General features: G+C 40.2%; 23 protein-coding genes and 2 pseudogenes. 5 read left to right on the top strand and 20 right to left on the bottom strand.

Translation table 11 applies throughout. From position 1 onward, the window contains the following. Window positions 1-10: 10 nt before the first annotated feature. The 12 genes from grpE to ACTNC6_RS04145 all read right to left on the bottom strand — a co-directional run bounded on the left by grpE (window position 11) and on the right by ACTNC6_RS04145 (window position 13091). Window positions 11-655: a nucleotide exchange factor GrpE gene (gene grpE, locus ACTNC6_RS04200; RefSeq protein WP_441032668.1), complete on the bottom strand. Its 645-nt coding sequence runs from the start codon at window positions 653-655 to the stop codon at window positions 11-13. 17 nt (window positions 656-672) lie between these two features. After that, on the bottom strand, window positions 673-1713 hold the full coding sequence (hrcA, locus tag ACTNC6_RS04195) for a heat-inducible transcriptional repressor HrcA (protein WP_441032666.1): 1041 nt from the start codon (window positions 1711-1713) through the stop codon (window positions 673-675). 367 nt (window positions 1714-2080) lie between these two features. Next, window positions 2081-4081: an excinuclease ABC subunit UvrB gene (gene uvrB, locus ACTNC6_RS04190; RefSeq protein WP_441032664.1), complete on the bottom strand. Its 2001-nt coding sequence runs from the start codon at window positions 4079-4081 to the stop codon at window positions 2081-2083. A 225-nt stretch (window positions 4082-4306) separates the two neighbouring features. After that, window positions 4307-4489 (bottom strand): hypothetical protein, encoded by a 183-nt coding sequence (locus ACTNC6_RS04185; RefSeq protein WP_441032661.1) that lies wholly within the window; start codon window positions 4487-4489, stop codon window positions 4307-4309. A gap of 500 nt (window positions 4490-4989) precedes the next feature. Then, complete coding sequence (locus ACTNC6_RS04180) at window positions 4990-5526, bottom strand: hypothetical protein (protein ID WP_055067231.1); 537 nt, start codon at window positions 5524-5526, stop codon at window positions 4990-4992. A gap of 2 nt (window positions 5527-5528) precedes the next feature. Next, the gene (locus tag ACTNC6_RS04175) at window positions 5529-6446 is read right to left on the bottom strand and encodes a hypothetical protein (protein WP_441032658.1); all 918 of its coding nucleotides are present in this window, start codon (window positions 6444-6446) and stop codon (window positions 5529-5531) included. A gap of 11 nt (window positions 6447-6457) precedes the next feature. Then, entirely contained in the window at window positions 6458-8653 is a 2196-nt protein-coding gene (locus ACTNC6_RS04170; protein WP_441032655.1) for a DEAD/DEAH box helicase, read from the bottom strand. A 2-nt stretch (window positions 8654-8655) separates the two neighbouring features. After that, on the bottom strand, window positions 8656-10293 hold the full coding sequence (locus tag ACTNC6_RS04165; protein ID WP_441032652.1) for a site-specific DNA-methyltransferase: 1638 nt from the start codon (window positions 10291-10293) through the stop codon (window positions 8656-8658). Beyond that, window positions 10290-10802 carry a DUF6680 family protein gene (locus ACTNC6_RS04160; RefSeq protein WP_441032649.1) on the bottom strand — a complete coding sequence of 171 codons (513 nt, stop codon included), beginning with the start codon at window positions 10800-10802 and terminating at the stop codon, window positions 10290-10292. Before ACTNC6_RS04160 ends, ACTNC6_RS04165 begins: the two co-directional genes overlap by 4 nt. A gap of 17 nt (window positions 10803-10819) precedes the next feature. Then, entirely contained in the window at window positions 10820-12127 is a 1308-nt protein-coding gene (locus tag ACTNC6_RS04155; RefSeq protein ID WP_441033133.1) for an RNA-binding domain-containing protein, read from the bottom strand. Window positions 12128-12480: 353 nt separating this feature from the next. Next, entirely contained in the window at window positions 12481-12741 is a 261-nt protein-coding gene (locus tag ACTNC6_RS04150) for a DUF6809 family protein (protein WP_441032646.1), read from the bottom strand. Further along, window positions 12738-13091 (bottom strand): TnpV protein, encoded by a 354-nt coding sequence (locus ACTNC6_RS04145; RefSeq protein ID WP_441032643.1) that lies wholly within the window; start codon window positions 13089-13091, stop codon window positions 12738-12740. The genes ACTNC6_RS04150 and ACTNC6_RS04145 overlap by 4 nt, the downstream gene beginning before the upstream one ends. A gap of 29 nt (window positions 13092-13120) precedes the next feature. Between ACTNC6_RS04145 and ACTNC6_RS04140 the strand changes: the two are divergent. Then, window positions 13121-13498: pseudogene (locus tag ACTNC6_RS04140) on the top strand (relaxase/mobilization nuclease domain-containing protein); the annotation flags it as partial. Window positions 13499-13702: 204 nt separating this feature from the next. Next, window positions 13703-14410 (top strand): hypothetical protein, encoded by a 708-nt coding sequence (locus tag ACTNC6_RS04135; protein WP_441032641.1) that lies wholly within the window; start codon window positions 13703-13705, stop codon window positions 14408-14410. A gap of 50 nt (window positions 14411-14460) precedes the next feature. Here the strand turns inward: ACTNC6_RS04135 and ACTNC6_RS04130 are convergent, their stop codons facing one another. From ACTNC6_RS04130 to ACTNC6_RS04095, 8 genes and pseudogenes are all read right to left on the bottom strand, one after another. Next, window positions 14461-14871 carry a type II toxin-antitoxin system VapC family toxin gene (locus tag ACTNC6_RS04130; protein ID WP_441032638.1) on the bottom strand — a complete coding sequence of 137 codons (411 nt, stop codon included), beginning with the start codon at window positions 14869-14871 and terminating at the stop codon, window positions 14461-14463. After that, the gene (locus ACTNC6_RS04125; RefSeq protein ID WP_441032635.1) at window positions 14855-15124 is read right to left on the bottom strand and encodes a hypothetical protein; all 270 of its coding nucleotides are present in this window, start codon (window positions 15122-15124) and stop codon (window positions 14855-14857) included. Before ACTNC6_RS04125 ends, ACTNC6_RS04130 begins: the two co-directional genes overlap by 17 nt. A 254-nt stretch (window positions 15125-15378) precedes the next feature. Next, window positions 15379-15648 (bottom strand): annotated as a pseudogene (locus ACTNC6_RS04120) (DEAD/DEAH box helicase family protein); the annotation flags it as partial. A 260-nt stretch (window positions 15649-15908) separates the two neighbouring features. Further along, window positions 15909-17165 (bottom strand): RNA-guided endonuclease InsQ/TnpB family protein, encoded by a 1257-nt coding sequence (locus tag ACTNC6_RS04115; protein WP_441032632.1) that lies wholly within the window; start codon window positions 17163-17165, stop codon window positions 15909-15911. An 18-nt stretch (window positions 17166-17183) separates the two neighbouring features. Continuing rightward, a complete protein-coding gene (gene tnpA, locus ACTNC6_RS04110; protein WP_441032630.1) occupies window positions 17184-17594 on the bottom strand; it encodes an IS200/IS605 family transposase in 411 nt (136 codons plus the stop codon). A gap of 206 nt (window positions 17595-17800) precedes the next feature. Then, window positions 17801-20656: an ATP-binding protein gene (locus tag ACTNC6_RS04105; protein ID WP_441032627.1), complete on the bottom strand. Its 2856-nt coding sequence runs from the start codon at window positions 20654-20656 to the stop codon at window positions 17801-17803. Window positions 20657-20762: 106 nt separating this feature from the next. Continuing rightward, window positions 20763-22454, bottom strand: a complete 1692-nt coding sequence (locus tag ACTNC6_RS04100) for an ATP-binding protein (protein WP_441032625.1) — start codon at window positions 22452-22454, stop codon at window positions 20763-20765. Continuing rightward, on the bottom strand, window positions 22373-23515 hold the full coding sequence (locus tag ACTNC6_RS04095) for a transporter substrate-binding domain-containing protein (RefSeq protein WP_441032622.1): 1143 nt from the start codon (window positions 23513-23515) through the stop codon (window positions 22373-22375). The genes ACTNC6_RS04100 and ACTNC6_RS04095 overlap by 82 nt, the downstream gene beginning before the upstream one ends. 407 nt (window positions 23516-23922) lie before the next feature. On the opposite strand from ACTNC6_RS04095, the gene ACTNC6_RS04090 reads away from it, so the two are divergent. Genes ACTNC6_RS04090 through ACTNC6_RS04080 form a run of 3 tightly spaced genes read left to right on the top strand, consistent with a single transcriptional unit; the run spans window position 23923 to window position 25666 of the window. Beyond that, window positions 23923-24240 carry a PadR family transcriptional regulator gene (locus ACTNC6_RS04090; RefSeq protein ID WP_055153994.1) on the top strand — a complete coding sequence of 106 codons (318 nt, stop codon included), beginning with the start codon at window positions 23923-23925 and terminating at the stop codon, window positions 24238-24240. After that, complete coding sequence (locus ACTNC6_RS04085) at window positions 24237-24851, top strand: DUF1700 domain-containing protein (protein ID WP_441043291.1); 615 nt, start codon at window positions 24237-24239, stop codon at window positions 24849-24851. Before ACTNC6_RS04090 ends, ACTNC6_RS04085 begins: the two co-directional genes overlap by 4 nt. Further along, complete coding sequence (locus ACTNC6_RS04080) at window positions 24848-25666, top strand: DUF4097 family beta strand repeat-containing protein (RefSeq protein WP_441043290.1); 819 nt, start codon at window positions 24848-24850, stop codon at window positions 25664-25666. The genes ACTNC6_RS04085 and ACTNC6_RS04080 overlap by 4 nt, the downstream gene beginning before the upstream one ends. Window positions 25667-25844: the final 178 nt, after the last annotated feature.

Raw genomic sequence — 25844 nt, 5'->3', positions numbered from 1 at the left:
TCTAAATTTATTAGTTGGCTACTTTTACCATACTGTGACGTACTACGAAATCCTTGTAAGTGTAACCTTTCTGGAATTCTTCTACCACAATATTCTCACCGGCTTCTTCATCCTCCACATGCATCACTGCGTTATGGAAGTTCGGATCAAATTCCTTACCGACTGCTTCAATTGGTTTCACACCCAGCTCATCTAATGTGGTGAGCAGCTGTTTGTAGATCATCTTCATTCCATCTGCGAAAGAATCTCCTTCCGGTGCCTGTGCAAGACCTCTCTCGAAGTTATCCACAACCGGAAGGATTTTCTCAACGATGTCCTTGGCTCCGATGATATACATGCTGGATTTCTCTTTCTCCGTTCTCTTACGGAAGTTATCGAACTCAGCCATGTTTCGTTTCAGTCTGTCTGTAAGTTCTTCGATCTGCTGTTCAAATTTATCTTTCTCTTTTTTCTTCTTGCCGAAGAAAGAAGCTTTTGATTTGCTGTCTTTAACATCATCCTGGGAAGCTTCCTCATCTCCGTCCTCTACCGGGATTTCTTCTGTTTCAGCTTCACCGTTTTCTACAACCTCAGGTTCATTTTCAACAGTTTCTTCTGTTACAGGAGTCTCTGTTGTCTCTTCTTCCTGAGCTGTGTTCTTTGTTTCTTCTGACACTCTCTATTACCGCCTTTCTAACTCTCTTTCTTAATCAGTTCGTCCAGCTGGACTTTCAAAGCCTTCAGGCTGTCAACTACATTTGCGTAATCCATACGCTTAGGACCGATGATACCGATAGTGCCATGCAATCCCTTTCCAAGCTCGTAAGTGGCTGTGACCACACTGCAGTCCTTCATAGTCTGCACCGGCATCTCATCACCAATGTATACCTGAATTCCTGTGTTCTCTGTATCAGACATTCTCTCTTTTACCAGGTCTACCAGATCCTGCTTTTCTTCAAATGCTGAAATCAGCCCGCTCGCTTTACTTGTGTCTGCAAGCTCCGGATACTTGAAAATGTTTGTTGCTCCTGAAGTATATATCTGCATATCGTCTTCATCTACCTGAATGGTATCTGCCACTGCATCAAGGACTGTACCAACTACAGAACTGTGAGCACCAGCCTGTTCCTTGAGGCGGGCGATCATTCCCAGGTTGATATCCTGGATCGGTACGCCATTTAAATTGGTATTAAGAAGAAGATTTAATTTCAGGATTGTCTGATCGTCCATCTCCCCGTCCAGATCAATGATCTGGTTTCGGATGACATTGTTATCACTCACTACTACTGCCACAAGCTGAAGGGGTGTTACACGTGAAAGCTGAATGAATTTAATCTTGCTTCCGCTGTACTGTGGAACAGAGATCATTGTTGCATAATTAGTATTGGAGGCAAGCACCTTCGCTACCTGTTTCAGCATTTTATCCAGTTTGTCAGTTTTCTCGATCATGAAATCTCTGATTTCCTGTACCTCTGATTCCTTTTCTTTCATCAACTCGTCTACGTAGAGGCGATAACCCTTATCAGAAGGAATTCTTCCGGCTGAGGTGTGGGGCTGTACGATATATCCCATATCTGTCAGATCTGACATCTCATTCCGGATGGTGGCAGAGCTTACATTTAAATCTGCAAACTTGGAAATGGTCCGGGAACCCACCGGTTCGCCTGTTTCCATGTAGGTTTTGATGATGGCTTTTAGTATTTTCTTTTTACGATCATCTAATACCTGATCCATGAAATTCCACTCCTTTGCTGCCTTTGTTTTCGGGCTGTTAGCACTCAACTTTTAGGAGTGCTAACAGCTTATGCTCATAAGATAGCACTCTTGATTGGGTTTGTCAATATTATTTTGTGAATTTTTTGTTATTTTATGAACAATGGGGATTATTAAGATTATGTTATAGAAAGGGACGCTAGGAGAAATTATTAATATTGTGTGCGGTTTCGGACGCTAAGAGATACTATAGCAGTCCTAGTAAATAATGCATTTAAGACAGTTCAGCAGAGTGCGAAAGACAAGGAAGATATCTGCAGGCGTGCTGACGCACGGCAAAGATATCTGACGCAGGATTTCACACTCTGATGGGCTGGATTAAGAAACATTATTTGTCTAGTGTATCCAGGTTCTTTTTCAGGTCGATCATTTTATCGCGGAGTTCTGCAGCTTGTTCGAAGTTGAGATCTGCGGCTGCGGCGCGCATTTGTTTTTCTACCTGGGCGATGAGTTTGGTGAGTTCTGTACGGGTCATGGACTCTGGGTCTTTCTGGAGTCGGACTTCGGTTTCGGCTACTGCTTTGGATACGGCGATGAGATCGCGGACTGCTTTTTTGATAGTAGTCGGAGTAATTCCGTGTTCTTTGTTGTAGGCTTCCTGAATGGTTCGGCGGCGGTTGGTTTCGGTGATGGCTTTGTGCATGGAATCGGTCATGTTGTCTGCGTACATGATCACGTGACCTTCGCTATTTCGGGCAGCTCGTCCGATGGTCTGGATGAGGGAGGTTTCGGAACGGAGGAAACCTTCTTTGTCTGCATCCAGGATTGCTACCAGGGTGATTTCCGGGATGTCCAGGCCTTCTCGAAGGAGGTTGATTCCTACCAGGACATCAAAAACATCCAGACGCATATCCCGGATGATGCGGGCACGCTCTAAGGTATCAATATCGGAATGGAGGTAACGGACTCTGATTCCTACTTCTTTCATATATTCTGTTAGGTCTTCTGCCATTCGTTTGGTGAGGGTGGTAATCAGGATTTTGTGTTTCTTTGACACTTCTTTATTTACTTCCCCGATCAGGTCGTCAATCTGTCCTTCAATGGGGCGGACTTCTACCTTCGGATCCAGAAGTCCGGTTGGACGGATGATCTGTTCTGCGCGGAGGAGTTCGTGATCATACTCATATTGTCCCGGAGTGGCAGATACAAACATGACCTGATCCAGTTTGGATTCGAATTCCTCGAAGCTTAAGGGGCGGTTATCTTTGGCTGAAGGAAGCCGGAATCCGTAGTCTACCAGCGTCTGCTTCCTGCTCTGGTCACCGGCATACATTCCTCCTACCTGAGGTACTGTGATATGAGATTCATCTATAATAAGTAAGAAGTCATCTCCAAAATAGTCCAGCAGTGTGTATGGCGGCTGTCCGGGCTTTAATCCTGACAGATGTCTGGAATAATTTTCGATTCCTGAACAGAATCCAGTTTCTTTCATCATTTCAATGTCGAAATTGGTGCGTTCTGAGATTCGCTGGGCTTCCAGAAGCTTGTCCTCGCTTTTGAAATACTCTACACGTTCTTTTAATTCTTCTTCTATGGCTACGGCTGCTTTCTGGATCTGTTCTGCAGGCACTACATAGTGGGACGCAGGGAAAATGCTGATATGAGAACGCTGGCATTTGATTTCTCCTGTCAATATATCAATTTCTGAAATACGGTCAATCTCATCTCCGAAAAATTCTACTCTCACGGCTGTGTCGGAGCTGTTGGCAGGGAAAATTTCCAGGGTATCTCCACGGACACGGAAGGTACTTCGGTGGAAGTCCATCTCATTTCTGGTATATTGAATGTCGATCAGTTCCCGGATTACCTCATCCCGGTCTTTGGTCATTCCCGGACGCAGGGAAATCATCATGTCAAAGAATTCCTGAGGGGAACCCAGTCCGTAGATACAGGAAACGGAGGAAATGACCACTACGTCTTTCCGCTCTGACATTGCGGCTGTGGCAGAGAGACGGAGTTTGTCAATCTCGTCATTGATGGAGGAGTCTTTGGCAATATAGGTGTCTGAAGACGGGACATAAGCCTCCGGCTGATAGTAGTCATAATAGGAGACAAAATATTCCACTGCGTTCTCAGGGAAGAATTCCTTAAACTCACCGTACAGCTGTGCTGCAAGTGTTTTATTGTGCGCAAGTACCAAAGTTGGCTTATTTAACTGGGCGATAACGTTCGCCATGGTGAAGGTCTTACCGGAACCTGTGACACCCAGCAAAGTCTCGAACTGGTTGCCTTCTTTGAATCCTTTGACCAGTTTCTCAATTGCCTGTGGCTGGTCACCGGTGGGTTGGTATTCGGAATGTAATTTGAAGATTTGTTGTGAATTCTGCACAAAAGCACCTCCTGGTTTTTATATCAAAAAAGTTCGTCTATCAGGCAGAAATTCGTCGAAGCACATTCTCTGATTTTGCCCAAATATGCCTCTCGACGAATTCTGTTCACCACCTGACATTTTATAGACTTATAAAAAGTAGTAAAACTGACGTGGACGAATTAACACTCAAATGTAAGAGATATTATATCATGGAAATATGGAATTGTATATACAAACCGAACGTTAGTTCTTTGAAAATTTTTCTACATTTATCATCGTATCTAGAACATTTTCTGTATTATCCTTCTTCTTTTCCGGTAACACTTCTTCCATATAAGAAAGCAATTCCGGCGGGATCTCCTCAGCTATAATATTTCCATTATCTCCATACACATCCATGGTTATCAACTCTCTTGCATGTCCCATCAACTTGGATACTGCCTTAGGAGAGAAATTATTCTTTAACAACAGAGTGCAATATGTACTTCTCAGATCATGCCACCGAATATCAGGAAGTCTGTCTCCTGCAATAACTATTTATAGTGTTTCCAGTGAAAATCCTTACTTCTCGGTTTTCCATAAGTTGAACAGCAAATGTAGTCTCCATCGAAAAAGTATTTTCCTCTACGCCGACGATTCTTTTCATATTGCTTACGTTCCTCAACAATGGCTTCAAATACCAGATGGCGCGCAAACAAAGAAAAGCACCCAACCGTTGAAGTTGGATGCTTCCTATCAATTACATTGCATTATATTGTTTTCTGAAAATATACAGTTTTATAAACGCCAGACAGAAGTCGAACAGATAATGTCTGCTTAGGAGGGAAAGGCTGCTTTCTTGGCAGAGGCTCACCGTTATCTTAACTCACTACACCCGGTATGATTCTTACATGCCCAGCACAATTCAATTTATGCGAAATATGAATTTATTTTTTATCCCAAAAAGTGAGGTACATTTGTGCAACGGACTCAAGCAGTACAAGAAGAATATGAAGTATGACGAAAATACAGATTGCCGAAACATACTTCAATGATTGAAGTGGGAAAATTGATTTGGTCAGAGCAACAGCAATCAAGAAAATCAGATAAACCGTTTCACAAATAATATTATATGCTATATTAGATAATAAAATCTGGAATAATGATAGTTGCTTTCCGTTTACTGAATGATAGTGTTTCTCATTCGACAATGTGTTTTTAAGTTCCTGTATATTATGATTATCTGCAGAAACTAGTATCGTAATAATCGCAATAGAGAACGATATTAAAATGGCAATAATATTTATTTGAGTGCTAATAAATTCAGAAAAAACTGCATTGAGCTTTTCACCATCGCCAAAATTAAAGAAAAGAGTAATTGCCAAAGCTGTTGTTGCAACCACCATTGGGAATATAAATTTGACATACAGTTTTTTTCTGGATTTTATATAGTCTTTAACTGGGACAAAAAGAATTGACTTCATTATCACCGCCTCGTTTCATCTATAAAAGTTTGAGCCTTATTGAAGAACTCAGAACTACACACCTCGTTAGTTAATCCTTCGGCTTCCACTGTAAGATAGTGTTTCATCTTAATCAAGTCTGTGGCAGCTTCAAATGTCCCGGATTCATTTGTTCCCTTGACTGCTATTTTCTTAATTTTGTTATTGCTTTGCATATCCTCATAATATGCTTTTATCAAATTTTCCGGGAATTTCTTGGCCTTTCTCGGTTTTTTTATAAGAATTTGCACTTCATCACTGATATCAGTTCGATTTGCAAATCTCATAAAGTCATCATTCAGATCATCTTTGCTAACGGTCAACGTAATAAAAGATGTAGTTTTAGCTTTCTTGAGAGATGTCAAAAAATCATCTCCTGGCATTATCTCATGTATAAGTGTATATAAATAATTGTCGTTACATTCCTCACTGTATTGCTTGAATTTTGCATTAAGATAATCAATAATACACTTTATCGAAATGCCATAGTGATTGCTTTCATGTACAGCTAAAAACCGATGTTGTCCTTTCGCTAACCGAATACAAAGATGAGTTTTTTCTTCGTCACCATCCTGCTGGCGTTTCCGAAGTCCAAGTTCTTCCATCGTTTCAGTATCAATTTCTTTCCGTACATGATTATATTTGGCAGATTTGAAAATAATATCATAATTGCCCGGTGTCAATTCTTTAACAGAATCCAGCCATACAATTTTCTCTGAAGTTGTCAGATTCCGTTTTCTATCACTCAAGCTTTGGGAAAGGACATGCTGCAGCATTGCCGAAAAAGATGCAACAATTTGATCCATGCTGTACTTGGAACCATCTTCGGCATTTTTTTGCTTTGCAATGGTTAAATAGTAAAAATAAATAGGAACATTTTTCTTTTTGGTCTCTGTGCCCATTTCTATCCTCCTTAAAGCACGTCAGAAAGCAGTGACCAGCAGTCGCTTCCAATGTCATCAGAATACTGGTCACTACAAATACAAAGCTCCCCACTTTGCTTATCTTGGCGTACAATTCCACCTTTAAGATTGTAGCGATCTACATATTTTTTTAATACGCCAAATTTTTTAGCCGTGTATTTATCAATGTCTTCACTATCTCCAGACTTTGTAAAGCCACCCTTTGTCTCAATAATCCAAACTGAACCATCGGTCGCTCCAACAACATAGTCTGGATAAAAAGACTTTTGCTTTCCGAAGTTGTCCACATACACAATGGAGAAATATTCGATGCCCTTATCTCCGTTTTTATAAAACCACGAAACTTTAGAACTATTTTGGCAATGGCGTTCGAAAAGTTTCTCTGGAAGAGAACGCCTTTCTGCAGAAGCCAAGTAACGCTTATATACGTTCTTTGTCATTTCACTCTGAGATTTTCCGGTTATATCATATGTAAATAGTGTTTCCTGTGGGAAACCAATCGGCTTTTCCGTGACTCTCGGTATATCCAAACTAAGTTGAAGTGCTTCATCGGACATTGCACTTCTTACATCTTCAATCAAACGATGCTTATTATTGATAACAAAAGCATACAGTGCACGAGTGTCAATTTTTAAGATTTTACAATCACAGTGCAGGCCCTGCAGAAATAACTTTCGTATAATTGCATTGATACTGCTGTAATCAAGGTTTATTTTAAATCCAATTTCTGCTACGCAATGATGATATGCCTTACCATGCTTGTGAGTATTCAAAGGTTCATGAATTGCAACATCATTCAACCCAGAAATATTCTCTTTAGATAAAATGGAAACCTCACCAGATTTGGTGTAGTCAATAATATCTTCAGCAAACGAATATCCATGGGCTTCAAGCAATGTCTTGTTTTTATCCATATCACTCGTGGCATGATATTTCTTTTCAAAGAACTTGCTGATTACTTTTAGGGCCAGTTTGGCATCACGAGGGAACGGGACATTCGTTTTGTACTCGCTAATTAAGGTAAAGGAACGGTGCTCCGGTTTCAGGAATACCCGGTATGCCTCCAAAGCGTCTTTACCAAGACTCAGCTTGACGCTTTCCGTAAATTTTTCATCCAGCGTAAAAAGATAGCAACAATCCAACAAATCACAATCGTAATGCTTTGCCTCTGGCATACGGCGAATACGTCCAATGGTCTGAATTTCAAAGGTTTCACTCATGTTGTCACGGAGTTTGACTAAGATATGAGCTCTCGGACAATCCCACCCCGTTGCAACAGCTTGCTTTATAATTACCGCTATTGGTGTGGCATCTGGGTCGGAAATTCCTTCTAAATTCTGCTTTTTATCAGAAAGCCAAACTGCCAGTTGACTATTCTCATAAGTGATTCCCTGAGATTCAAAGTATTCTTCAATTCGATCCAGCAATGCATCAGACTTATTGGGAATCTGGACCACAATCAGAGGGTTTACATTGACATTACGTCTTAAAAATTCTGCATGAATCTCCTGTTGCTTAGCAATTGCTTTTTGGATTAAGTAAGAAATCTGATCGTCAACGCTGATATTCTGCTCGAAGTTTTCGTTGATGACAAGAAGTTTCTTAATCAAGCCTTCGGAAATAACATCTTCTTCTGGAATGTCAATAACAGTTGCGTTTTTATATCCTTTAGGTGTAGCAGAGCATCTGATTATTTTGTCTGGATGAAACAACTCAATAATATCATCGGCCTTGATGGTATCGTTTTGATGGGACTCATCCACAATGACTTTGAATGAAAGGCCAGCATCCAATGCGTTTTTAATATACTCAACAAAATTGGTTCGTTCACTATCCCTCAAGGCAGTATTGCCTTTCTTAGTAAGTTTTTCCCAATTGATAAAGCAGACATCGTTTTCTTCAAATCCGCTTGCCATAATATCATGCAATAATTTAGTGTGGCTGCCGTGGATATATTTATCCATCTTGTTTTTACTCTGTTCTTCTAAACCGCCCTTCCCAGGGGTCAGCCAGATGAAAACAGTTCTACTATTGCTTTTAATATATTCGTCTATAAAATGAGTCAGAATAATTGTTTTTCCGCTACCTGTGCAGCTCTTTAAAACAATCTCATTGTGTAACCCTTCCATAGCTTCCATCAAATCAAAGATAGCCTTCAACTGAAAATTTGCAAGAGTAATTTCCATGTTTAGCCCTCCAGTTCTTTATAATAATAGTCAGGAATGATATTCACGGAAATCTTTTGATCTCTTAGCTTTTGCTCTTGCTCTGCATCAAGTAAAATGTCATGGGCCATATACAGCTTACGACACTGAGAGAGATTAACCGCATTTTCCATAAATCCTTCCAGCTCTTCTTCACTCAATATAATGGCAATTTCGGCATTTCCTGTGAAGTTAATTCCATTTTCAAGCTCCACAAGTTCACGAACATGAAGCAGAAGTTCATCTGCATACTCATAATACATCCTGTCAGTGATTGGAATATATCCAACACGGAAATATTTCAAACTGGCATTGTACCCTTCGTTAGCAATAACTCGTTTGATTCTTTCATACGTAACGTTTCTACAAATATCGTTTTCATTATTGGTGCACAGAATAAATTGTCGCTTGCTATCAGCATGCTCTGCATTATACTTGAGTAGTGCATGACCTGTAGTGCCGCTTCCTGCAAAAAAGTCGAGTACGATGCTGTTATTTTGGGACGCAATATCTAAAATTCTATTGATGAGCCTAATCGGCTTAGGGTTAGTAAACATACCCGCTTTTCCAAAGACTGATTTTAAGTCACGAGTGCCCTCCTGCGTATCTCCAACTTCTGTTCTATACCATATTGTTTTACATACAGTCCCTTTTTGCACCTCTGACAAAAAAGTTTTAATCCTTGGCACATTATTTCCTTTTGCGCCGAACCAAATCCGATTATCAGCTCTTAACGCTAAATAGTTCTCTTCTGATGTAGCCCAGCTCCTGCTTGATGTGGGACGTACAACTCTTCCTGAAGGTGTAACAATATCGTACATATATGCTTCAGATGCTGTTTTGACTGTAAAATCACTTGATGTCCATGGCCCCCGAGGATCATTATCTGGGTTTGTATATCGTTTATCCATTTCAACTGTACGTTCCAACAATTTCGGATGCCAGATTTCTTTGTTCTTTGCATACAGGAGGATATGATCATGGCTATCAGAGAGCCATTTTGCATCATTTTGTGGAGAAAATTTCTTTTCCCATATGATGTTAGCCACAAAATTCTGATATCCAAATAGTTCATCACAAAGCACCCTTAATGCTGCAACTTCATTGTCATCAATAGATATGAATATTGTCCCATTGGATGATAAAAGTTTTTGGGCTATCACAAGTCGACGTCTCATAAACGATAACCACTTTGAATGCCGAAAGGTATCGTTCTTATCAACCAGAGTATCCGAATATGTGAATCCGTCTTTTAATGTATTATATGGGGGATCGATGTAAATCAAATCAACTTTTCCTCTATGAGTTTTCTCTAACATTTGAAGCGATGCTAAATTATCTCCCTCGATTAAAAAGTTAATTATTTCACCATTGTTGATGAAAAGATCTTTATCTTCATTCAATACTGGTGTATTTGATTCAAGAACCTCATCAATATGCTCTTTGTGCTCCTCAAAAATGAGGCCGTATTTTTTTCCATTAATATCTTTTTCTAACTCAGATAAATAAGAAAGAAGATTTCCTGTATTCGTGTCTTGTGGCGCAGAGGCAATGAATGTTCGTATTTGTCCGATTTTACTTAATAAATCCTCACGTTTTTTCTTAGAAACATTAGTACTCATTTCGTTACCTCTTTGCTTTCTTTTTTCGGCATGATACTGGTCATACTATGAAGCAAATCATTGTATGCTTGTTGAGATCTTGCCTGAGCTTCCCACTGGTCGATCATTCCTTTGGGTACATAGGGATTCTGAATAGTTTCCCAAGTGATTCTGTCTTTATAGCCGAGATTCTTCGCCATTTCTTCCAGCAAATTATAGTTTAAATTTTGTCGTTTTTGCTTCATTAATTCAGATTCTTCCGAAGATGAATATGCATCTAAAAGGTTTTTCCAAGCGCCTCTGACAGCAGTATCTTTTGCAAAAACCACATCAATAAGATTGAGTGCATGAACACTGTCTACAGTCCAACCGTAAATTCGTGATGTCATAAGGGTACGAAAAATTTGCATTTTATCTTTCCGTTTTTCTGCACGGTTTTGCAGGTATTGACCTATAACAACTGCTAAGATTGGAATTCCTACAATTGCAACTAAATTTAAAACTGCCATTATCATTTCAAAACGAGTCATATTAATTTCCCTCACAATCAAGACCTTATCTTTAATCTATATTTGAGATTTCTGCCGCTACCAACTTTTACAATCAGTCCGTTATCCAACATTTCACGTAGAAGAATACTGGATGTAGACTGAGATACGCCCAGCAGATCATCTACATCTTTTCTTACAATGCTATCCTTTTTTCCAAACAATGAGAGAACCATTTTCATGCGCTCATTTTTAATCCCTACTTCGTGCATTTCTTGATTATAATTTAAGTTAGGCAAGGTGATCTTAAATGCATTGTTGCTCACTTCAATAATAGGCTTTACCGCTTGATCCGCATAGCATTCATTAATTTTCATAATGCCGGTGCCATAAGCTTCAATTAACTTAAGACGATAAAAAACATTTGCTAATTTTTTGTTACGCAAAACAGATACACCCAGCATTATATCCTCATAAGAAATCCCACGGACCAATCCACCAATGGTTACGAATTCTATGCGTCCATCAAAAATACTAATAAGGGTGGAACCGCTCACGGAATAGTCTCGATGCACAAGTGCATTTAAAAGAGCTTCACGTAGTGCTTCGGCAGGATAATCTCGCTTGTCAATTCGATCTAATCCTTTAAATTCTGCACGAGTGTGATTGAATTGGTCGATATAGGTGTACGCCTCCTCAAGCTGTTCCAGCAAAGAACCTGTCAGTTCCTTGCGATCCTTAAAAACACTTTTCTTACTTCCCTCAAAGACGGCCATTTTGATGGTATGCGTGCACTGATCAGACAGCAACATTCCAAGATTTGTGTAAGTGCCATCTTCACCGATTATATTCAGTGTGCGCTTCTGAGCATCGCCAAACTCCACCTTTTTCTTTGCAAAATATTCTTTCGCTTTTTCAAATGTCAGCTGCTGATTAATGGAACGTGCATCTTCATAGCAATCTCCGCTGGTTTCTCGAATCATATTCAAAATGGCTGTTTCAGAAGCTGGAACTGAAGAAGCACCTTGACGTACATATACGCCCTCCGGGCGAATACCTTTCGAATGCAAATAGTAAGGACGAGCTGTGCCACGTTGCACAGTTAAAACAATAACATCTTTATGTTCCATTTTCTCAACAGAGTAATCAGTGAACATAGTCACGTCTGGACGCACAATATCTCGAATCATATTAGTTAGGCGAAGCATAGTATCATCTACATTATCAACACCGTATATTGTTCCGTCATCATTGATGCCGATATAAAGCTTCCCACCATTTGTATTTGCAAATGCAATAACAGCGTACTTAATGTCGTCCATATATTCACGCTTGAACTCCACATTCTTTCCTTCTATCAAGAAGATTACCTCCTTTAGCCGTCACTATTATTTTAATTATATCTAATTATCATGTAATTATCAAGTGATTAGATGAGCTAACTTGATTTCTTTCAATTATGCAAAAATCTGCCCAGTGGATTAAGAATCATCAAAAAGTTAAACAATCTCTCGAAAGGGAATAATTTCACGCACAATTTTATAATTTCTGTGTGTGAAATTTTTTATTCTGGATTTCGACACTCGATATTTACCAAAAAATATATAAAAGTGTGATTGCAATCGCAAAATTATGAATTATTGTGTGATACATCCAAAAAATCAAGAAAAGCCGGATACCACTTCTTGCGAAGCAGCATCCGGCCTTGTTCTATGCTTTATTATTCCATAACCTCAACCATCATCTTGGCTCCCAGCTTAAAGCTGCTCTGGAACAGCAGGCACTCTACCATGGTCTGATGCTCATGGACAGCATCCGTATAACGGGAAAAAAGTTCCTTCTGCTCTTCCGTCATGATTGCCAGAAGTTTTTCCTCGTTTCTGGTAATCAAGCGGAGGGCTTCTTTCAACTCCTTGCAGGCGGCTGAAACATACTCTGTTGGCTCGATATTGCCATACCAGAATTCTTCCAGGATTCTCATACTGCACCCTCCCCGTAAATCAGCTCCCGGAGAATGATCTCCTCTGCACGATTATGAATGCTGTTCATGGCTCTGACCCAAGCCATCTGGTCACTGGCTTTCAGATCCTCTGTCACGCCCTCTGCGACCTTCATCTGCTCGATAATACATTTCAGGTGACTTTGTGCCTGCTCGTTCAGATTGGCAAGGTAAGTCCAGATCTGCCCCTCCAGAACCAGATCGTTGAACATCATTGGATTGTGCTCTTTCAGATACTCTCGGTGCATCCGCCCATATTTTCCGATAGGGCGTTCCTCATTGGGAAGCTTCAGATCCGGGATGTAGTAATCTCCAACCAATACATATTCCATATTGTTGATTCGTAAAAGGAACACTTCAGGAAGTAACTGAACAGTTCTACATTGTCAGAAACTTATACTATAAAAGCAATTATATTCCTCTCAGACATTTTGTCTTGTCTTTTGATCCATATTATGAATACGATATTACGCCTTTTCAGGCATATCAGATTGCTAAAAAGGTATGTAAAATCTTTGCGAACGCACAGTATCAGGTTATCTTCTCCGTCCATGAAAATACCAATCATCTTCACGTTCATATCCTTGTAAACACGATAGTTTTGACTAATGGTATGCTCTATAACTGTGATATGCATAATTTCTATGCCGTCAGAGACCATGTTAAATTTGTTCTGCAATCATACCGATTATGGTATGGAAATCGTCCACTACTTTTACATAAGCAGCCTTTCCTATAGAAGTATTCCTAGCAATACCCAGATTATCATTATATAAACAATTAACTTGAATAAATATTTTCTTTATAGTATTATAAATGCGGAGCATTAGTTTATTATGGTAGAACACCTTTTATGGAGGGAGGTCCCGGTTCAATTCCGGGATGCTAAAGCTCATTAAATCTTTAGTGATTTTTAGCATCTCGAAATTCCTGATATATTACTATGGCAGAAGAAATATTCACAGCAAGTACTGAAAATTTAAGAGATTTAAAAAAACAGCGAAAAAGAATTTGTGCTTTAGTTAATAGAGCCATTCGTGAAAAACAAGATCCTGATTTAATTTCTCTGACAAAAATGTATGCTCTTCTTTATTCTGCTTATGTCGAAACTTCTTTCTTAAAACTTATTCATACGCCCAAGGCATTTACAGAGTCAGAAATCATTCAAATAATGGCTGAACGTAATTTAGAACAAAAATGGTTAAAATGTGTCGATCTTGCATTTAATAAACTTAATACAACTAATTTGGGAGAAGTTGCAAATAAAAAACAAACATTACACAGACTTCTACACGAATATATTATTGACCCCAGCCAAATAAGAAACAAAGTTGCACATGGGCAATGGGTTTATTGCTTAAATAATGAATGTACAAAAGTAAATCACGATACAACTGCCCTAATGGCTAACTTAGATTTTGTTAAAATCGAAAAATACTTTTGTATATATGATAAATTCCATCAATGTATTTTAGATTTACTTATATCACACCGAACACATTATAGAGACTATTATCAAATAATAACAGAACTACAAGATTATGTTGATTCAACAAAATCTTGGTCATTAGAAACGAAAAAACATCAAATACTATCTTCTTCAAAATATCAAAATTATAAAGAAAAGAATTATGGTAATGGTACTCATTAAACGTCTTACATTTATAAAATCCCTCAGGAATGTTCCGAGGGATTTTTCTTTCAATTTAATTTCTTTAGCCATTCATCAGGTTCTATAGCTGACACTATAGAAGTCTCAAAATCTTCGGTATTTCGAGTAATTATATAATTTGCCGAAACTTCCTCGGCACATCTGTCCTGCAAACAATCTTCAAAATCTTTGAAGTTATTCATCTTAATAGCTTTCATGACTGCTTCCTGAGATGCAGACGCTACTTTTAGAATCTTGCAGACCTTTTCTAACCATGATCTTCTTGTCTCTGCTGGAACTTTTCTGAGAATGTACCACAGATTAGGCAAAGAGTGAAATGCTATATATCCCTCTGCTTCTCCAGATGCACATTTCTCCATCACATGCAACGCAGAATCGTAAAACGGTTCTCTTGCAACAAGAAAATCAATAATTACATTCGTATCAATCAATACTATCATATTTTTCCCTTCTTGCTGCTTCCAGCTCGGCATCCGGATCAAAGTCATCCGGCAAATATTTTTTTGCTTCACTTCTGGTAGCTACCAGTTCTTTAAACGCCTGCATTTTTTCATCTGGTTTCTGAGACGGATAAATAACACTGGTATATGTTTTCTTTGGTATTAATCGCCGAATCACTTCAATCAGAAAGCCTACATTATCATCGGACATATCCTGAATCATCTGAACAGCCTGCTCCTGTAACATAGTCATATGATACACCGCCTTTCCTTATCATTTTATGCAAATCATTATTTTCCTACTTTAATTATAACTGCTTTACACCTGTTTCTCAATCAATATTTTCCATGTATCAATTTTACTACTTTCTTCGACGAATTTTGTTCACCGTTATAGCCAATCCATCATGTCCATTTGTTTTTAGCTCATCGTTTATCATACTTTATATAGTTTTACTTCACATTATTTAATCAATATATAGTATATAAATCAATATCGAGATACTAGGAGACAAAATATTCCACTGCGTTCTCAGGGAAGAATTCTTTCATCTCACCGTAAAGCTGCGCCGCGAGAGTTTTGTTGTGGGCGAGGATGAGGGTTGGTTTGTTTAGCTGGGCGATGACGTTCGCCATGGTAAATGTCTTGCCGGAACCGGTGACACCCAGTAAAGTTTCGAACTGGTTGCCTTCTTTAAAGCCCCTGACCAGACGCTCAATTGCCTGGGGCTGGTCTCCAGTTGGCTTGTACTCGGAATGCAATTCAAAATGATCCATAATATTCTCCTGTTTTAATCAAATTTCACTTATCAAAAATTGAAATATGTTTAATATGGTTATATTTTCAGTATATCATCCCATATAAAAAAAGTACAGAGCAAGCGAATACCTGTTCTGTACTTTAACGTGTCGCGTTACTGTTCACTCTGGCTGCGTGAATTACTCGGTAACTGAGTTACCAGAGCATCTGAATTAAGGCGGGATACCGCCTTTTTTCAGGGTGCATCCATGGCACCACTACTGTTTGCTCTTTAGAGCTATACAGCTACTTTTATTATTTCCGGTGTTTTCAGTCCGGTTACGGACAGTTCTTTTTTTACTCCGGATACGGAGTGATATTTTCTCAGGATATTATATGCGCCTACGGCATCTGCGTTATAGGTTCTGTTTCCATCTCTATACAATCCTCTCTCTTTCCGGTTGGACGGCTCTGCATATCTTTTCCCCACTTTCGGTGACAGCGGACTGCACTGGCTGGTATAACTTTCTTCCTGTTTTATAAAACGGATCCCATATCTTTTCAGCTTATATTCCAGCATGATATAGATCCTGTTATACGGCAGGCTGTGGAACTTCTGGTTTGTCCTGTTTCCCAGGTCTTTTTCTCTCCGGATGTTCCGGATATCCCCTGTAACGACACAGGTGATTCCCTGTTCCCGGCAGTATTCTGCAAGATATCTTGTGATCTTGTGCAGATAATCCGTTACTGAGTCTTGTTTTCTCTTATATAACTTCCTGATATGTTTTGATGTGACCGGGTGCTTTACTCCCTTTCCGGACTGCTGTCCATACCACTGGGCCTGCACCCTTGCGATCTCTTTATAGAAATATCTTTCCAATTCAAGGTACTTCCTGCCCAGGATAAACGTCTTCCCATTTTCAGAATCATAACACGTCATAAGGTTGTGAAGCCCCAGATCAATAGACAGTTCATGTCCGTTCTGTGGAAGTTCTTCCTGGTCAGGAACCTCATAAACAACAATAATTTTACAGCTTCCCTTCTCCGGCGGATAGATCCGCAGCTGTTTGATCTGATCCATGCCCCTGAAAATCTTATTTTCAAGGTAAAGAAAGTTTTCATGGATCTGATATGTTTCTTCCATATATTTTTTTAATGTCTTTGGAAGGGACAGGCGGACTCTGTCCGTATCCCGTTCATGCACGATCCCCATCTGCATATAGGTAATGGGGATACTTTCCTGCTTAAACCGTGGCGGCCTGGGAGTCTCGATCCCCCCGGATCTTTTCAGGGCATAGAAAGACTTCCATGCCTTGTCCAGCAGCCTGCAGACTTCCTGGGCAGTCTGGGACGGGAGCTGTTTATACCACAACTCCTCTTTATGGGCTTTTTTCTGATAATACCAGTCCGGATACTGCTCCATCCCTGTTTCTTTGTAATGCTGACGCTCGTAATTACAGACATTCCAGAGCTTGGATGCTGCATAGCACATATGCCCGATGAGATTCGCATATTCCCGGCTGACCTTTATGGATGTTTTCTTTGACAGCAGCATTTCCTCTCCTCCATCGTATCAGTAAGCTTTGCTCTGATGTTCGATATACCTGCGGATATTTTCTTCCGATACAGATCCGACCGTTTCCACATAATAGGAATGGTTCCACAGCTCCCCTTTCCAAAGCTGGTTTCTTATTTCCGGAAAACGTTCGAAAAGCTTCCTGCCGGAGATCCCCTTCAGGTATTTCACGATCGCAGTTATGGATAATTTCGGAGGGGCTGACACAAAACAGTGTACATGGTCTCCTTCCCCACATTCAAACAGATGGACCGTAAAGCCCTTATCTTCTGCGATCTCCTGCACCAGTTCCTGCAGATATGCCTCGACCTCCGCATTTAATATCTTCCGCCGGTATTTTACCGACCATACCATATGGTAATTAATATTGCACACACAAGTGCGGTAACGTATAAGATTTTCTTTCATACATATAGTATACCATGATATCAAAAATTTCGCAATAAAATATCGAACATATTTTCTTTTTTATAATACCGGATACAGTTTTTTATAGGCTTTTTATAGGGAGAAATTGAATGAAAACCGTTTTGTTATTTTTATTTATTATGAGTGCAGATATGCACAGTTTGCGCTTTCATCTCGGTAATTGAATTGCCGAGGATTCCCGCTTATTATCCTAAAACCGAACAAATAGTCTTCTCAACTTTTTCTGCATCAACAGGTTTTGCAATATGTCCGTTCATTCCTTTTGCCAGTGCCTTTTTTCTGTCTTCCTCAAAGGCATTGGCTGTCATGGCTATGATTGGAATAGTGGCTTTGTCTTTATCTGACAGTCCGCGGATCATCTCAGTTGCCCTGTAGCCATCCATATTCGGCATCTGGATATCCATAAGGATCAGGTCATAGGTGCCTGCCGGAGACTGTTCGATTTTGCGGACACACTGAAGGCCATCTTCCACTCTGTCAACTACCAGTCCCGCAGTCATCAGAATTGCTGTTGCAATCTCTGCGTTCAGATCGTTGTCCTCTGCAAGCAACACATGCTTTCCTCTAAGGATTTCTGCTGAATCATCTGTTTTTTGCTCTGATCTTTTTTCATAACATCCTGCATCTGCAATCCTGTGCTGAAGTATGACAGTAAAACGGCTTCCTTTCCCGGATTCGCTTTCTACTTCGATGGTTCCGCCCATCATATCAACCAGGTTTTTCACAATAGACATTCCCAGTCCGGTTCCGCCTATTTTTCCGGCTGTTGTATTCCGTTCCCGACTGAAGGACTCAAAGATAATGGGGAGATATTCTTTGCTCATGCCAATTCCGGTATCCGTAACCTCTGTTTTTATCCTTACATATCCTTCCTCGCTACATGGAAGTTCTGTGGTTATCAGAGATACGGTGCCACCGTCCGGTGTATACTTAATTGCATTGCTGAGAAGATTAATCATAATTTCTCTTATCTTGGTGCTGTCACAGATAATATGCTGGTGTACCACATTATCCTCATGTAAAAAAGTAATCCCCTTCTGTTGTGCTTCCTCTTCGAAAACATCATAAAATTCTCTCAGTATGCTGCTTACTTTTACATAATCCTCATCCAGTTCCACCCTGCCACTCTCAATCCGCGCCATGTCAAGCACATTGTTAATGATCGATAAAAGCATATTTCCTGACTGCTCTATCTTTTTCTGATAATCCAGAAGTTTGGGATCTGTCAGTCTCTTTCCAAGCATCTGGTTGTATCCCAGGATCACATTCATAGGTGTACGGATATCATGAGACATATTATTCAGGAAATTGGTCTTTGCCAGATTCGCACTCTCTGCCTTTTCCACAGCAATCTGCAACTTTTTGTTCAGTTGTTGTGTTTCATCTGCAGCCTGTTTTGCAGCAGCCTCAGCCTGACGCGCTTTTTTCAGCAAGCCCAGGATTGATATCAGAATCAGCATAATAACCACTGCACTGCACAGTAAAACCACAGCCAGATTATCCTTTACAAATTTTGCCAGAGTGACCTTTCCCGGTGTACTCTCATACATGGCGATGGCACTTGTAAGCATATTGGAAGGCATGGCTTTAATGGTCTTATTCAGTATGGACAGCAGGTAATGATTACCGCTTTTTACTGCGAAAGCCGACTTCTCAGGGTTAGAAAGAGGCAAACTATATAAATTGTATTTTTCACTGTAATCCAATGCAGACGCAACTCCTGTAACAAATCCGTCTGCCTGCTTCTTTATCACAAGATTTGCCGCATCATCCACAGAATCACACTCTACGATTTCCCACTGAGGATAGTAATATTCAATATGCTTTTCCAACGGCAGATCATCCTTTGGAACTGCAATACGGTTTGATTCATTCTCATTAAAAGATGTCTTATTGGTGACAGCCATCAGATTATAGGTCCAGGCTGTATTGGTAAAAGCGAAGTGGTATTCCTCTGCTGTATCCGGATTCTGACTGAAATGAAAGATCATATCAATTTCATCCGATTTCAGGGCTTCAGTCTCCTCCTCGTAGCTGTTATATTCTGTCAGTTTAAAATCCAGCTTCTGGTTTCCCAGACAGCCTGCTGCATATTGAATATAGTCAGTCATTGCACCGCTGAATCTGCCGTCAGGCATCTCTATGGTGCTGATGCCTGTATCATCTTTCAGGAATCCGATGCGGATGGCCCCATGCTCTTTCAGCCATTTTTTCTCCTCACCGGAAAGAATCGGTGTATAATCCATGGAAAAATACTGCTTATACAAATCTGCCAGGTAAAATGGATTATCATCCTCCAGTCTGCGCATGGCATTATCCAGTTCTTCTTTGATCTCCGGATGATCCTTGTTGATCGCATAATAAATGCCAGATTTTCCCACATTTACAACTGTGGAAATCCCCTGGGCAGCCCATAAAGACTCCTCCAGGGAAACAAAGGCATCGATTTCATGATCTGCCAGCTTTCTTTTCACATCATCATTATTGGCTATATTCACATGTGTTGTTTCCAGGTTATATTTCTGCTCCCATTCTGTGAGCATGACTTCCGGCTGGGTTCCTTTCAGCACACCGATCCGTTTTCCATTCAGTGTCTGGAAATTATAAGCTGAAATATCCGTATCTGAAAGATCTACATACAGATAATATTTCTCCTCACCCATAGGTTCATCGGAAAACAGCATCTGTTTTGCGCGTTCCTCTGTATAGGAAATATCACCCATAATGTCAAATTCACCGTTTATAAGCTTTTCAAAACAGTTGGACCAGTCACAGGTGACATACTCAAACTTCCATCCTATATAGCCGGACAGAGTTTCCAGAAGCTCATATCCATAGCCCTTCCTTGCACCTTTCTCATTGACATAATTAAAGGTGTCCTCAAAGGAGCCTACGCGGACAACTCTTTCCGTGGTTTCTTCCTCCGCAGCTTTTGCTGTGGCAGGTGTCGCACACAGGATGCAGGTCAGAATCAGACTTAGGACCATGCATATGCATACAATCCTTTTTCCTGTTCTGCTCATTGATTCTTTTTCTTTCATTTAATTTCTGTATTCCCTTCCCAGTCTGTCGATTGCCTGAAATGTGTTTGAAAATACCTTCCACAAGAAATGATTTTTCAAACACGCTCTGAGGTAATCCATACTATCACTTAAAAGTATTCTGCAGAATTTCTCTCATCTTCTCAATATCCACAGGTTTCGCAATATGTCCGTTCATTCCTTTTGCCAGTGCCTTTTTTCTGTCTTCCTCAAAGGCATTGGCTGTCATGGCTATGATCGGAATAGTGGCTTTACTTTTATCTGACAGTCCGCGGATCATCTCAGTTGCCCTGTAGCCGTCCATGTTCGGCATCTGGATATCCATAAGGATCAGGTCATAGGTGCCTGCTGGTTTCTGTTCTATCCTTGACACACACTGAACTCCATCCTCAACACGATCAACCATAAGTCCCATATCCTCCAGGATAAACTGTGCGATTTCCGCATTCAGATCATTATCCTCGGCAAGCAAAATATGTTTTCCGCTGATTCTGTCTGTTTCATCCACATCTGAAGATTTTTCCGTATCCTGTTCATAGTAGCTCTTATCAGCAATCCTGTATTCCAGGGTAACTGTAAATTTACTTCCTTCTCCCTGCTTACTTTCTACCTCAATAGTTCCGTACATCATGTCAATATACTTCTTTATGATCGGCATTCCCAGACCTGTTCCCGCAATCTTTCCGTCTGTTGTATTTCGTTCCCTGGCAAAAGCCTCAAAGAGAGATGGAAGGAATTCTTCGCTCATTCCGATACCTGTATCAATTACCTGAGTCCGTATCCGCACATAGTCTTTCCTGTCACAGTCAAGCTCTGTGATCCTTATGGTAACTCTTCCCCCTGAAGCTGTATATTTTACCGCATTACTAATCAGATTGAGGAAAATTTCCCTGTTCTTCGTCTCATCGCAGATTACGTGCTCATGCTTGACATCGTATTCCATCTTAAGGTGAATACCTTTTTTCTCCGCTTCCGCCTGGAAAATTTTGTAAATTCCCTGATAAATATCTCTGATCTTCACATAATCTTCATCCAGTTCCACCTTACCGCTTTCAATCCGGGCCATGTCCAGCACATTATTGATAATAGACAGCAGCAGATTTCCGGACTGTTCCATCTTCTCCTGATAATCCAGAAGCTTGGGATCAGTCAATTCCCTTTTCATCAGCTCACTGTATCCCAGCAGGGCATTCATGGGTGTCCGGATATCGTGAGACATATTGAAAAGGAAATCTGATTTGGCGGCATTGGCCTTTTCTGCCTGAATCTGGGCTTTTCTCGCTTGTATCAGCAGATAAACTATAATCCACACAATAATCAAGACCACACTTACAAACCAAATGGAAACTACCCGCAGATTATCCTTTATGTATTCTGCCAGAGTAACCTTGCCAGGTGCGTTTTCATATACGCAAAACTGACTGGAAAGTCTGGAAGCAGGCAGAGTCTGAATGGTTTTGTTCAGGATATTCATTAATGTTGTGTTTTCCCTGGTGACCGCAAAGCAGGAAGCGCCGGATTTCGTAAGAAAAATACTGCGCATTTTGCTGTCTTCCAGTGTCTTTAATGACTGTCCTGCCTTCGCAACAAAGCAGTCTGCCTCTCCACTTTGAACTGCTTTATCGGCCTCAGCAGATGAGTCATATTCCTTTATTTTCCAGAAAGGATAGTTAAAAGAAATATACCACTTCCCCAGCAGGTTATTCCTGCTCACTGCTACTGTATTATCTTTATTTTCATCAAACTTCTTAACACCGGTGAGTACTGCAACATTGACTTCAAAAACAGTATTTGACAATATAACATCGTTTTGCTCTGATTCATATGAAAAATCATATCAATCCTGCTATCCTTTAATGCCTGCAGTTCTTCCTCCTGAGAATCAAAGCCTGTCAACTGAAATTCTATGTTTTTTTCTCCCAGACAGCCAGAAGCCAGACTAATATAATCGTTAATAATTCCTACCGGTTTCTCTGACTCCGTATCCACAAGGCTGATACCCACATCATTTTTCAGATATCCAATCCTGACCGCCCCATGCTGTTCCAGCCAGTTCTGCTCCTCATCCGTAAGAGTTTCAAGGGAATTTGCGGAGAGATACCTTTTATAAAGATCGTCTTTATAAAAAGGATTCTCCCTCTCTATCTTCTGCATTACCTGATCCAGCTCTTCTTTCAGATCCGGGCGTTTTTTGCTGATTGCAAAATAGTTATAGGAGCCACCAATCAGAATAGCTGGTGAAATATCGTCTCTTTCCCACTGTGGAGATTCATTTAAAACAAATCCGTCAATTTCATGATTTTTTAATTTCTGACGGACATCGTCTACACCGGTAATATCAACCTGCTGCGTGTTCACTCCATGACTTTTCTCCCACTCATGGAACATTTCGGCAGGAAGTGCATTCGGCAGCATACCGATTCTTTTTCCATTTAATGTAGTCAGATCTGAAGTGGAGATATCTGTATTAGAAGTATCCACATACAGGTAATATTTATCCTCTCCCATAGGCAATTCTGAAAAAAGCACGGAAGTGGAACGTTCCTCTGTATAGGAAATGCCTCCCAGCAGATCGATCTGTCCATTTTTCAGCATGCTCATCAGTTCTGCCCAGCTTCCCTCCACATATTCATATTTCCATCCGGTATGCGCAGCTACTGCCTGCTGGTATTCGTAGCTGTAGCCTCTCCTCTGACCGTCTGCTCCTGTGGTATTATAAGTTCCTTCATACCAGCCTACTCTGACTGTTTTGGATTTTGCTTCCTCTGCTGATACAGGAAGGGGAAGCACAGTAATATATAAAATAAGGCATAATAAAATGCAGATATGTCTCTGTACATTTAACTTAAACTTTTTCATATAACTTTCTCCAAATGATTTTGTGTCTGTCCGGTGAAGATATCTCAACAGATTATTGCCTTTTTCATTTACTTCACCCGGGTTATGGAAACATGTATCATGCTTCTGCAGATATCATACCTTATTTTCCGTCATTGCAACAGCCCTATATTTATTTTTTATACTCATTTTTCAGTTTTCAAATAATCTTTCCCTGCCAAAATTCAAACACACTCCAAAAGATAGTCAAATGAATAGTTTGATATCAGAAATCCATTGCAGATTGTCCAGAGATACCATAACGATTGAGCTCCGAAAAATATATATATAAATTTTATATATGTATTGACATTGTGGTAGCATCGAAGTATAGTATATGTAAAATTTATATATATAAATATTTTACATATATACCAGGAGGTGATTCAATGTATTTTCCGGTATCAGCATTATTGATTGAATATATGATACTGTCAGTGGTAGAAAGCAGGGATTCTTATGGCTATGAGATCAGTCAGACAGTGAAGAAGGCTGCTGACATTAAAGAATCTACGCTCTATCCCATATTGAAGAAGTTACAAATTGCAGGATATCTGACTACCTATTCGCAGGAGTATCAGGGAAGAAAGAGAAAATACTATTCCCTTACAGAAGAAGGCAAGGCACAGATTGCATATCTGAGCAATGAATGGCAAATCTACAAAGACACTGTAGATGGAATTATTGAAGGGAGGATAAGAGGTTGAGCAAAGAGGAATATTTAAACCAGCTGCATAAATATCTGCGGAAGCTTCCGAGACAGGACTATGAAGATGCAATGGAATATTTTACCGAGTATTTTCAGGAGACAGATGAGGACGGAGCAGAAGAACTGATGAAAGAACTTGGTACGCCGAAGGAGGCTGCCAGAGAACTGATGGCGAATCTTCTGAATAAGAAAATAGAAGCTCATCAGAATTATGAAACAGATGGACAGACCAGAGCAGAACAGAAAGGTTCCGGAAAACATGTGGTATGGATAGCGCTATTGGTATTATTTGCAGCACCGGTAGGAGCTCCGCTTCTGGCAGCATTTGCTGCAGTCGTTCTTGCATTAGTTGTGTGTGTATTTGCAATTTTGTTATGTGTAGTTTTATGTCTGATGCTTATTGGCGGGAAAATCCTTATCCGCGGTATACTGGCAGTTCCGTTTTCTATGAGCGGTTTTGCAATGCTTACAGGAAGTGGGCTGTTGGCTGTGGGCGCTGGCATCCTTGTTGTACTGTTGTGCGTATATCTATGTAAATGGAGCAGCATGCTGATTGCGAAGCTGGTACGCCGGATCACAGGCAGAAAGAGAGAGAGGTTAGAACGATGAAAAGATGGGCAAAGGCATGGCTTGCAGTAGGAGTCGGATGCTGTGTATGTGGTGCAGCTTTGACGGGCATCGGTGTTGCGAGCGGTGGAAGTAAATATGTGAAATCAGCAGATTTAAACAAAATGGATGGAGCTGCAAAAAAAAGCGATAATGAGATGGTTCTTGAGAAAACAAAGCTTGATGATTTCGACTCAGCAGACATCTCCATGACAGATATGAATTTGCAAGTAGTCAGTTCAGATGATCAGTACTGTTATATTTCTTATCGGGCATCCGATCAGAAAAAGGATCCGATCAGTTATCAGGTAAAAGATGGTAAATTAAGGATTCAGGAAAATAACAATGATGGGAAGACTTATTATCATGTTGATATCGGATTTTTGTCGGGTCTTTTGGGTAAAGGAACACTTACTACAGATGAAAATGTGGTAACAATTTACGTGCCGGAAAGTCAGAAATGGAAGCTTGCAGATATTAAATCGGATATGAGCAATATATTGCTGAATGGATGCGAAATCGAAAATGGAGCCGTTCAGACGGATTCAGGAGATGTATTTTTTAAAAATTGCGATTTCAGTAATCTGAAAGTGAAAACGGATATGGGTGATCTTTGTTTTATTGGTAAAGAAGACGTGATGCGCACATGGAACATACAGGTGAATACTGATATGGGAGATATCAATGTAGATGATGCGCTGACCGGTAAGATGGTGGAAGACCAGGATGACTGTGATATTTCTTACACACAGAAAGGAACGGGTGGCAATCTGTTAATCCAGACTGACAGTGGAAATATAAGGCTGAAGTGCAGATAACGTTACTGTTTACTTCATTCTCAACAACAGAGCCTTTCCCTGAAATTTTCCGATTGACAGTGAACCTCACATGACTAAAGTCACATGCTTCCAGACGCTTTAGGCGTCAGACTGAATATCGGCGGATACGCCTGTAACTTAGGTCTGCACAATTATGCGCTTTTTCCATGCCGGATAC

The sequence above is a fragment of the Blautia sp. HCP3S3_C4 genome, assembly GCF_052064095.1.
Lineage (GTDB): Bacteria > Bacillota > Clostridia > Lachnospirales > Lachnospiraceae > Blautia_A.
The sequence above is the reverse complement of the archived record's forward strand: the minus strand, read 5'-3'. Positions and strand labels throughout refer to the sequence as shown.

Excerpts from the sequence above, each read along its gene's own strand:
- hrcA (WP_441032666.1), bottom strand. The coding sequence starts at position 1,713 with ATGGATCAGGTATTAGATGATCGTAAAAAGAAAATACTAAAAGCCATC.
- ACTNC6_RS04185 (WP_441032661.1), bottom strand. The coding sequence starts at position 4,489 with ATGGGACATGCAAGAGAGTTGATAACCATGGATGTGTATGGAGATAAT.
- ACTNC6_RS04180 (WP_055067231.1), bottom strand. The coding sequence starts at position 5,526 with ATGAAGTCAATTCTTTTTGTCCCAGTTAAAGACTATATAAAATCCAGA.
- ACTNC6_RS04175 (WP_441032658.1), bottom strand. The coding sequence starts at position 6,446 with ATGGGCACAGAGACCAAAAAGAAAAATGTTCCTATTTATTTTTACTAT.
- ACTNC6_RS04170 (WP_441032655.1), bottom strand. The coding sequence starts at position 8,653 with ATGGAAATTACTCTTGCAAATTTTCAGTTGAAGGCTATCTTTGATTTG.
- ACTNC6_RS04165 (WP_441032652.1), bottom strand. The coding sequence starts at position 10,293 with ATGAGTACTAATGTTTCTAAGAAAAAACGTGAGGATTTATTAAGTAAA.
- ACTNC6_RS04160 (WP_441032649.1), bottom strand. The coding sequence starts at position 10,802 with ATGACTCGTTTTGAAATGATAATGGCAGTTTTAAATTTAGTTGCAATT.
- ACTNC6_RS04150 (WP_441032646.1), bottom strand. The coding sequence starts at position 12,741 with ATGAGAATCCTGGAAGAATTCTGGTATGGCAATATCGAGCCAACAGAG.
- ACTNC6_RS04145 (WP_441032643.1), bottom strand. The coding sequence starts at position 13,091 with ATGGAATATGTATTGGTTGGAGATTACTACATCCCGGATCTGAAGCTT.
- ACTNC6_RS04135 (WP_441032641.1), top strand. The coding sequence starts at position 13,703 with ATGGCAGAAGAAATATTCACAGCAAGTACTGAAAATTTAAGAGATTTA.
- ACTNC6_RS04130 (WP_441032638.1), bottom strand. The coding sequence starts at position 14,871 with ATGATAGTATTGATTGATACGAATGTAATTATTGATTTTCTTGTTGCA.
- ACTNC6_RS04125 (WP_441032635.1), bottom strand. The coding sequence starts at position 15,124 with ATGACTATGTTACAGGAGCAGGCTGTTCAGATGATTCAGGATATGTCC.
- ACTNC6_RS04115 (WP_441032632.1), bottom strand. The coding sequence starts at position 17,165 with ATGCTGCTGTCAAAGAAAACATCCATAAAGGTCAGCCGGGAATATGCG.
- tnpA (WP_441032630.1), bottom strand. The coding sequence starts at position 17,594 with ATGAAAGAAAATCTTATACGTTACCGCACTTGTGTGTGCAATATTAAT.
- ACTNC6_RS04105 (WP_441032627.1), bottom strand. The coding sequence starts at position 20,656 with ATGAAAGAAAAAGAATCAATGAGCAGAACAGGAAAAAGGATTGTATGC.
- ACTNC6_RS04095 (WP_441032622.1), bottom strand. The coding sequence starts at position 23,515 with ATGAAAAAGTTTAAGTTAAATGTACAGAGACATATCTGCATTTTATTA.
- ACTNC6_RS04090 (WP_055153994.1), top strand. The coding sequence starts at position 23,923 with ATGTATTTTCCGGTATCAGCATTATTGATTGAATATATGATACTGTCA.
- ACTNC6_RS04080 (WP_441043290.1), top strand. The coding sequence starts at position 24,848 with ATGAAAAGATGGGCAAAGGCATGGCTTGCAGTAGGAGTCGGATGCTGT.